General features: G+C 70.0%; 3 protein-coding genes and 1 pseudogene. All 4 read right to left on the reverse strand.

Translation table 11 applies throughout. From position 1 onward, the window contains the following. Positions 1-181: pseudogene (locus AOK00_RS23730) on the reverse strand (ABC transporter permease); the annotation flags it as partial. Further along, on the reverse strand, positions 178-1,239 hold the full coding sequence (locus tag AOK00_RS23735) for an ABC transporter permease (protein WP_030322438.1): 1,062 nt from the start codon (positions 1,237-1,239) through the stop codon (positions 178-180). The gene AOK00_RS23735 and the pseudogene AOK00_RS23730, both read right to left, overlap by 4 nt. 3 nt (positions 1,240-1,242) lie before the next feature. Then, the gene (locus tag AOK00_RS23740; RefSeq protein WP_055602318.1) at positions 1,243-3,078 is read right to left on the reverse strand and encodes an ABC transporter substrate-binding protein; all 1,836 of its coding nucleotides are present in this window, start codon (positions 3,076-3,078) and stop codon (positions 1,243-1,245) included. 192 nt (positions 3,079-3,270) lie between these two features. Further along, positions 3,271-4,715, reverse strand: a 1,445-nt coding sequence (locus AOK00_RS23745) for a MinD/ParA family ATP-binding protein (protein ID WP_159041834.1), incomplete at its 5' end; no start/stop codon positions are given.

Here is a 4,715-nt window from a genome sequence, read left to right on the forward strand (position 1 = left end):
CGTCGGCGCCGACGGTCAGCGGGGCGGTCAGCGCGAGCAGTGCGAGGAGGGCGAGCCCGGCGAGGCCGTAGAGCCCGGCGCGGTGCGTGCGGTACGCCTTCCAGAAGCGGGCCACCGAGCTGCGGCGGCGTTCCCACCGCAGCGAGGCCGCCGACGGCAGCGTCGGTTCGGTCGAGGTCATCGGCCCACCCTGGGGTCGAGCAGCGGATACAGCAGGTCGGCGATCAGGTTCATCAGGATCATCGCTCCGGCGAAGACCACGAAGAGGCCCTGGACGAGCGGCAGGTCGGGCACGCTCAGGGCCTGGTAGAACAGCCCGCCGAGGCCCGGCCAGGAGAACACCGTCTCCACCAGGATCGAACCGGCCGCCACATGGCCCAGATTGATGAAGATCATGGTCACGGTCGGCAGGAGCGCGTTCGGCACGGCGTGCCGGCGCCGTACGTCGTCGTCGCGCAGCCCCTTCGCGCGCGCCGTCGTCAGATAGTCGCCGCCCATCTCGTCGAGGAGCGAGGAGCGCATCACGAGCAGGGTCTGCGCGTACCCGACGGCCACGAGCGTGACGACCGGCAGCACGAGGTGGTGGGCGACGTCGAGGACGTACGCGAAGCCGGTCTCGCCGGTGCCCGACTCCATGCCGCCGGTCGGGAAGAGTCCCGGGATCGGGCCGATGCCGACCGAGAACACGATGATGAGCAGCAGCCCGAGCCAGAAGGAGGGCACCGACCAGAGCGTCAGCGCGATCCCGGTGTTCAACTTGTCGCCGAGCCCGCCGTGGCGCCAGGCCGAGCGGGTGCCGAGCCAGAGCCCGAGCGCCGAGTAGATCACCACGGCGACCCCGGTGAGCAGCAGCGTCGCGGGCAGTTTCTCCGCGATCAGGTCGCCGACCGGGGCGCGGAACTGGAACGAGGTGCCGAGATCGCCGCTCAGTGCCTTGGCGCAGTAGTCGGTGAACTGCTGCCACAGCGGCAGATCGAGCCCGAACTGACGTCGCAGCGTGGCGAGTTGCTCGGCCGAGGTGGGCACGCCGTGCGTCATCGCCTTCACCGGGTCGCCGGGGATGATCCGGAACAGGAAGAAGCTGGTGACGAGGACGGCGAAGAGGGAGACGAGCGCGCCGCCCAGCTTGCCCGCCGCGTGGCGGAGATAGCCGAGGGAGGAACCGGTGCGGGGTGCGCCGTCCGTGGCGCGGGCCTCTTCGGCCCGCACCACGTCGGCGGGGGTGCTCGCTGTCGTCACGGACTACTCGCGGTCGTCGGCGGTGGTGCGACGGCGACGGGCGGTCCAGACGCCCACGGCGACGAGGACGAGCGCGACGGGGCCGAGGATCAGCCAGACGGTCGTCGAGGAGCCGGAGCTGTCGCCGTCGGACGCGGAGGCCGTGGGCGTGGCCGACCACCAGCTCCAGTAGCCGTCCTGGCCCCACAGGTTCCCGGCGGCCTCGGGCATGGTCGTGATGGACGCGATCTGGTCCGTGCGGTACGCCTCGAGGGCGTTCGGGTAGGCCATGATGTTCATGTACCCCGTGTCGTACAGCCGGGACTGCATCCGCTTCACCAGATCCGCCCGCTTGGCGGTGTCGTACTCCACCGCCTGCTGCGCGTAGAGCCCGTCGAACTCCTTGTCGCAGATGAAGTTGTCGGTGGCCCCGGAGTCCTTCGGCGTCGCGGGGAGCGTGCCGCAGGTGTGGATCGACAGGACGTAGTCGGGGTCGGGGTTGACCGACCAGCCGTCGAACGCGAGGTCGTAGTCGCCCTTGACCCACGGGTCCGAGACGCTGTCCAGGCAGTCGACCTTCAGGCCGATGCCCAGCGCGCCCCACCACTCCTGGAGGTACTTGCCGACCGCCTTGTCGTTCGGGTCGGTGGCGTGACAGAGGATCCGGAAGTCCAGCGGCTTGCCGTCCTTGCCGAGCCGCTTGCCCTCGGCGTTCTTCCGGTAGCCGGCCGCGAAGAGGACCTTGTCCGCGGCGGTGGGGTCGTACGACCGCTTCTGGGCGTCGTCGGGCTTCCAGAAGTACGAGCCGAAGCGGGGCGGGATGTAGCCCTCGCCCTCGACGGCGTGCCCCTGGAAGACCTTGTCGACGAGGGTGGTGCGGTCGACCGCGAGGAAGAGCGCCTTGCGGACGGCGGGGTCGAGCAGCGCCTTGTGGCCGTTGCCGAACGTCTTGCCGTCCTGGGCCTTCGCGCCCGGGTTGGTGGCGATGGCGTAGAAGCGGCGGCCGGGGGCGTCGTTGACCTTGATGTTCTTCTGGGTCTTCAGCGCGGCGGCCTGGGCGGGCGTCAGATTCGGTACGAAGGACACCTCGCCCTTCTGGAGGGCGGCGACGGCGGCGTCGCCGTCCTTGTAGTACTTGAAGACCAGCTCGTCGAACTTCGGCGCGCCCCGCCAGAACGTCTTGTTCGGCTTGAGCTTGATGTACTGGTCGACCTTGAAGTCCGTGATGACGAACGGCCCGTTGCCCACGATGGGGAACTGCTTGTCGTTGTTGAACTTCGAGAAGTCGCCGACCTTCTCCCAGACGTGCTTCGGCACGATCGGCACGTCGAGCGCGGTCATCGTGGCCTGCGGCTTCTTCAGGCGGATGACGAGCGTCTTCGGGTCGGGTGCGGTGACCTGCGCGAAGTTGGCCGTGAAGCTGCCGTTGGCGGTGGCGGCGTTCGGGTCGGTCATCATCTTGTTGAAGGTCCAGGCCGCGTCCTCGGCGGTGGCCGGCTTCCCGTCGGACCACTTCGAGTTCTCGCGGATCGTGTACGTCCACGTCAGCTTGTCCGCCGAGGGGGTCCACGCCGTCGCCAGGCCCGGGATCGTACGGGCGTCCTTCGCGTCGTAGTTGGTGAGGTACTCGTACGCCAGCCGGTGGATGCTGGTCGAGGTGAGCTTCTGGGCGAGGAACGGGCTCAGCGAGTCGATGCTCTGCGAGACGGCGACGGTGAGCGTGTTCCCCGCGGTCTTGTCGTCCTCCGCGGCGGCGGTACCGGGGACGGCCACGAGCGAGACGGCGGTGACACCGGAGGCGAGCAGCAGACGGAGCGCTCTGTGCGTGGGGGTGTGACGGGGCGGAACCTTCGTGACCATGACCATGGGACGTGACCTCGCGTCGGGGGATCTGTCGTGGATCTTGGGCTGACGGTGAGTGAAGCGAAGGTTTATCAGCGGTGGTCTGCCGTCGTCAACGATCCCTCAAACCCCGTGTGGACTGCGGGAATGCCACGAGGCCCCGTACCGGGGAACCGGTACGGGGCCTCATTGGTCTACTCCTGTGACGCCTTACTGCTGAGGGGCTGGCGGCGCCTGCGGAGGCTGCTCCTGCGACCAGTTCGGCGGCGGGACCTGCCCCTGTCCCTGGTCGTGGCCCTGCCCCTGACCCTGCGGCTGCCCGTGACCGTGATCCTGCGGATCGGCCTGCGGAGGCAGCGGCTGACCCGGCTGCGGCTGCTGCCAGCCCTGCGGCACACCGGGCTGGCCGGGAGGCGCGCCGTACGGCTGTCCGGGCGCGGGCTGTGCTCCGTACGGCTGACCCGGCGCCGGCTGCCCCGGCATGGGCTGAGCCCCGTAGGGCTGTCCGGGCGCGGGCGGCGCGCCGTACGGCTGACCCGGCGCCGGCTGCTGCCCGTACGGCTGCTGCGGCGGGTACGGCTGACCGGGCGGCTGCTGGCCGGGCATCGGCTGCCCGGGGATGGGCTGTCCGGGCGCCGGCTGGGCACCGTACGGCTGCCCCGGTACGGGCTGTCCGGGCGCGAACTGCCCCGGCACCGGCTGTCCGGGCATCGGCTGACCGGGCATCTGGTGGCCCGGCATCGGCGGCGCCATGTGCGGCGGCAGCGCGCCCTGGCCGTCGCCGGTCCACAGGCCCTGCGCCTGCTGCGCCCGTACGAAGTCCTCGGCCACCATCGCCGAGAGGTGGAAGTACGCCTCCCGGGTCTTCGGCCGCATCATGTCGAGGTCCACCTCGGCGCCGGCCGACAGGTGCTCGTCGAAGGGCACGACCACGACACCGCGGCAGCGGGTCTGGAAGTGCTGCACGATGTCCTCGACCTTGATCATCTTGCCGGTCTCGCGGACCCCGGAGATGACCGTGATGGAGCGCTGCACCAGGTCCGCGTAGCCGTGCGCGGAGAGCCAGTCCAGCGTCGTCGACGCGCTGGACGCGCCGTCCACGGAGGGCGTGGAGATGATGATCAGCTGATCGGCGAGGTCGAGCACCCCGCGCATCGCGCTGTACAGCAGACCCGTACCCGAGTCCGTGAGGATGATCGGGTACTGCTTGCCCAGGACGTCGATCGCCCGCCGGTAGTCCTCGTCGTTGAACGTCGTCGAGACGGCGGGGTCCACGTCGTTGGCGAGGATCTCCAGACCGGACGGCGCCTGCGAGGTGAACCGGCGGATGTCCATGTACGAGTGCAGGTACGGGATCGCCTGCACCAGGTCACGGATGGTCGCCCCGGTCTCGCGCCGCACCCGGCGGCCCAGGGTGCCGGCGTCCGGGTTGGCGTCGATCGCCAGGATCTTGTCCTGCCGCTCGGTCGCGAGCGTCGCGCCGAGCGCGGTGGTCGTCGTGGTCTTGCCGACACCGCCCTTGAGCGAGATGACCGCGATCCGGTAGCAGGAGAGGACGGGGGTCCGGATCAGCTCCAGCTTGCGCTGCCGCTCCGCCTCCTCCTTCTTGCCGCCGAGCTTGAAGCGGGCGGCGCCGCCGCCCGCTTCAAGCTCGG

It is taken from the genome of Streptomyces aureus (assembly GCF_001418135.1).
Taxonomy (GTDB): domain Bacteria; phylum Actinomycetota; class Actinomycetes; order Streptomycetales; family Streptomycetaceae; genus Streptomyces; species Streptomyces aureus_A.

Bases quoted from the DNA above. Each gene is read 5' to 3' on its own strand.
- AOK00_RS23740 (WP_055602318.1), bottom strand. From the start codon at position 3,078: ATGGTCACGAAGGTTCCGCCCCGTCACACCCCCACGCACAGAGCGCTC.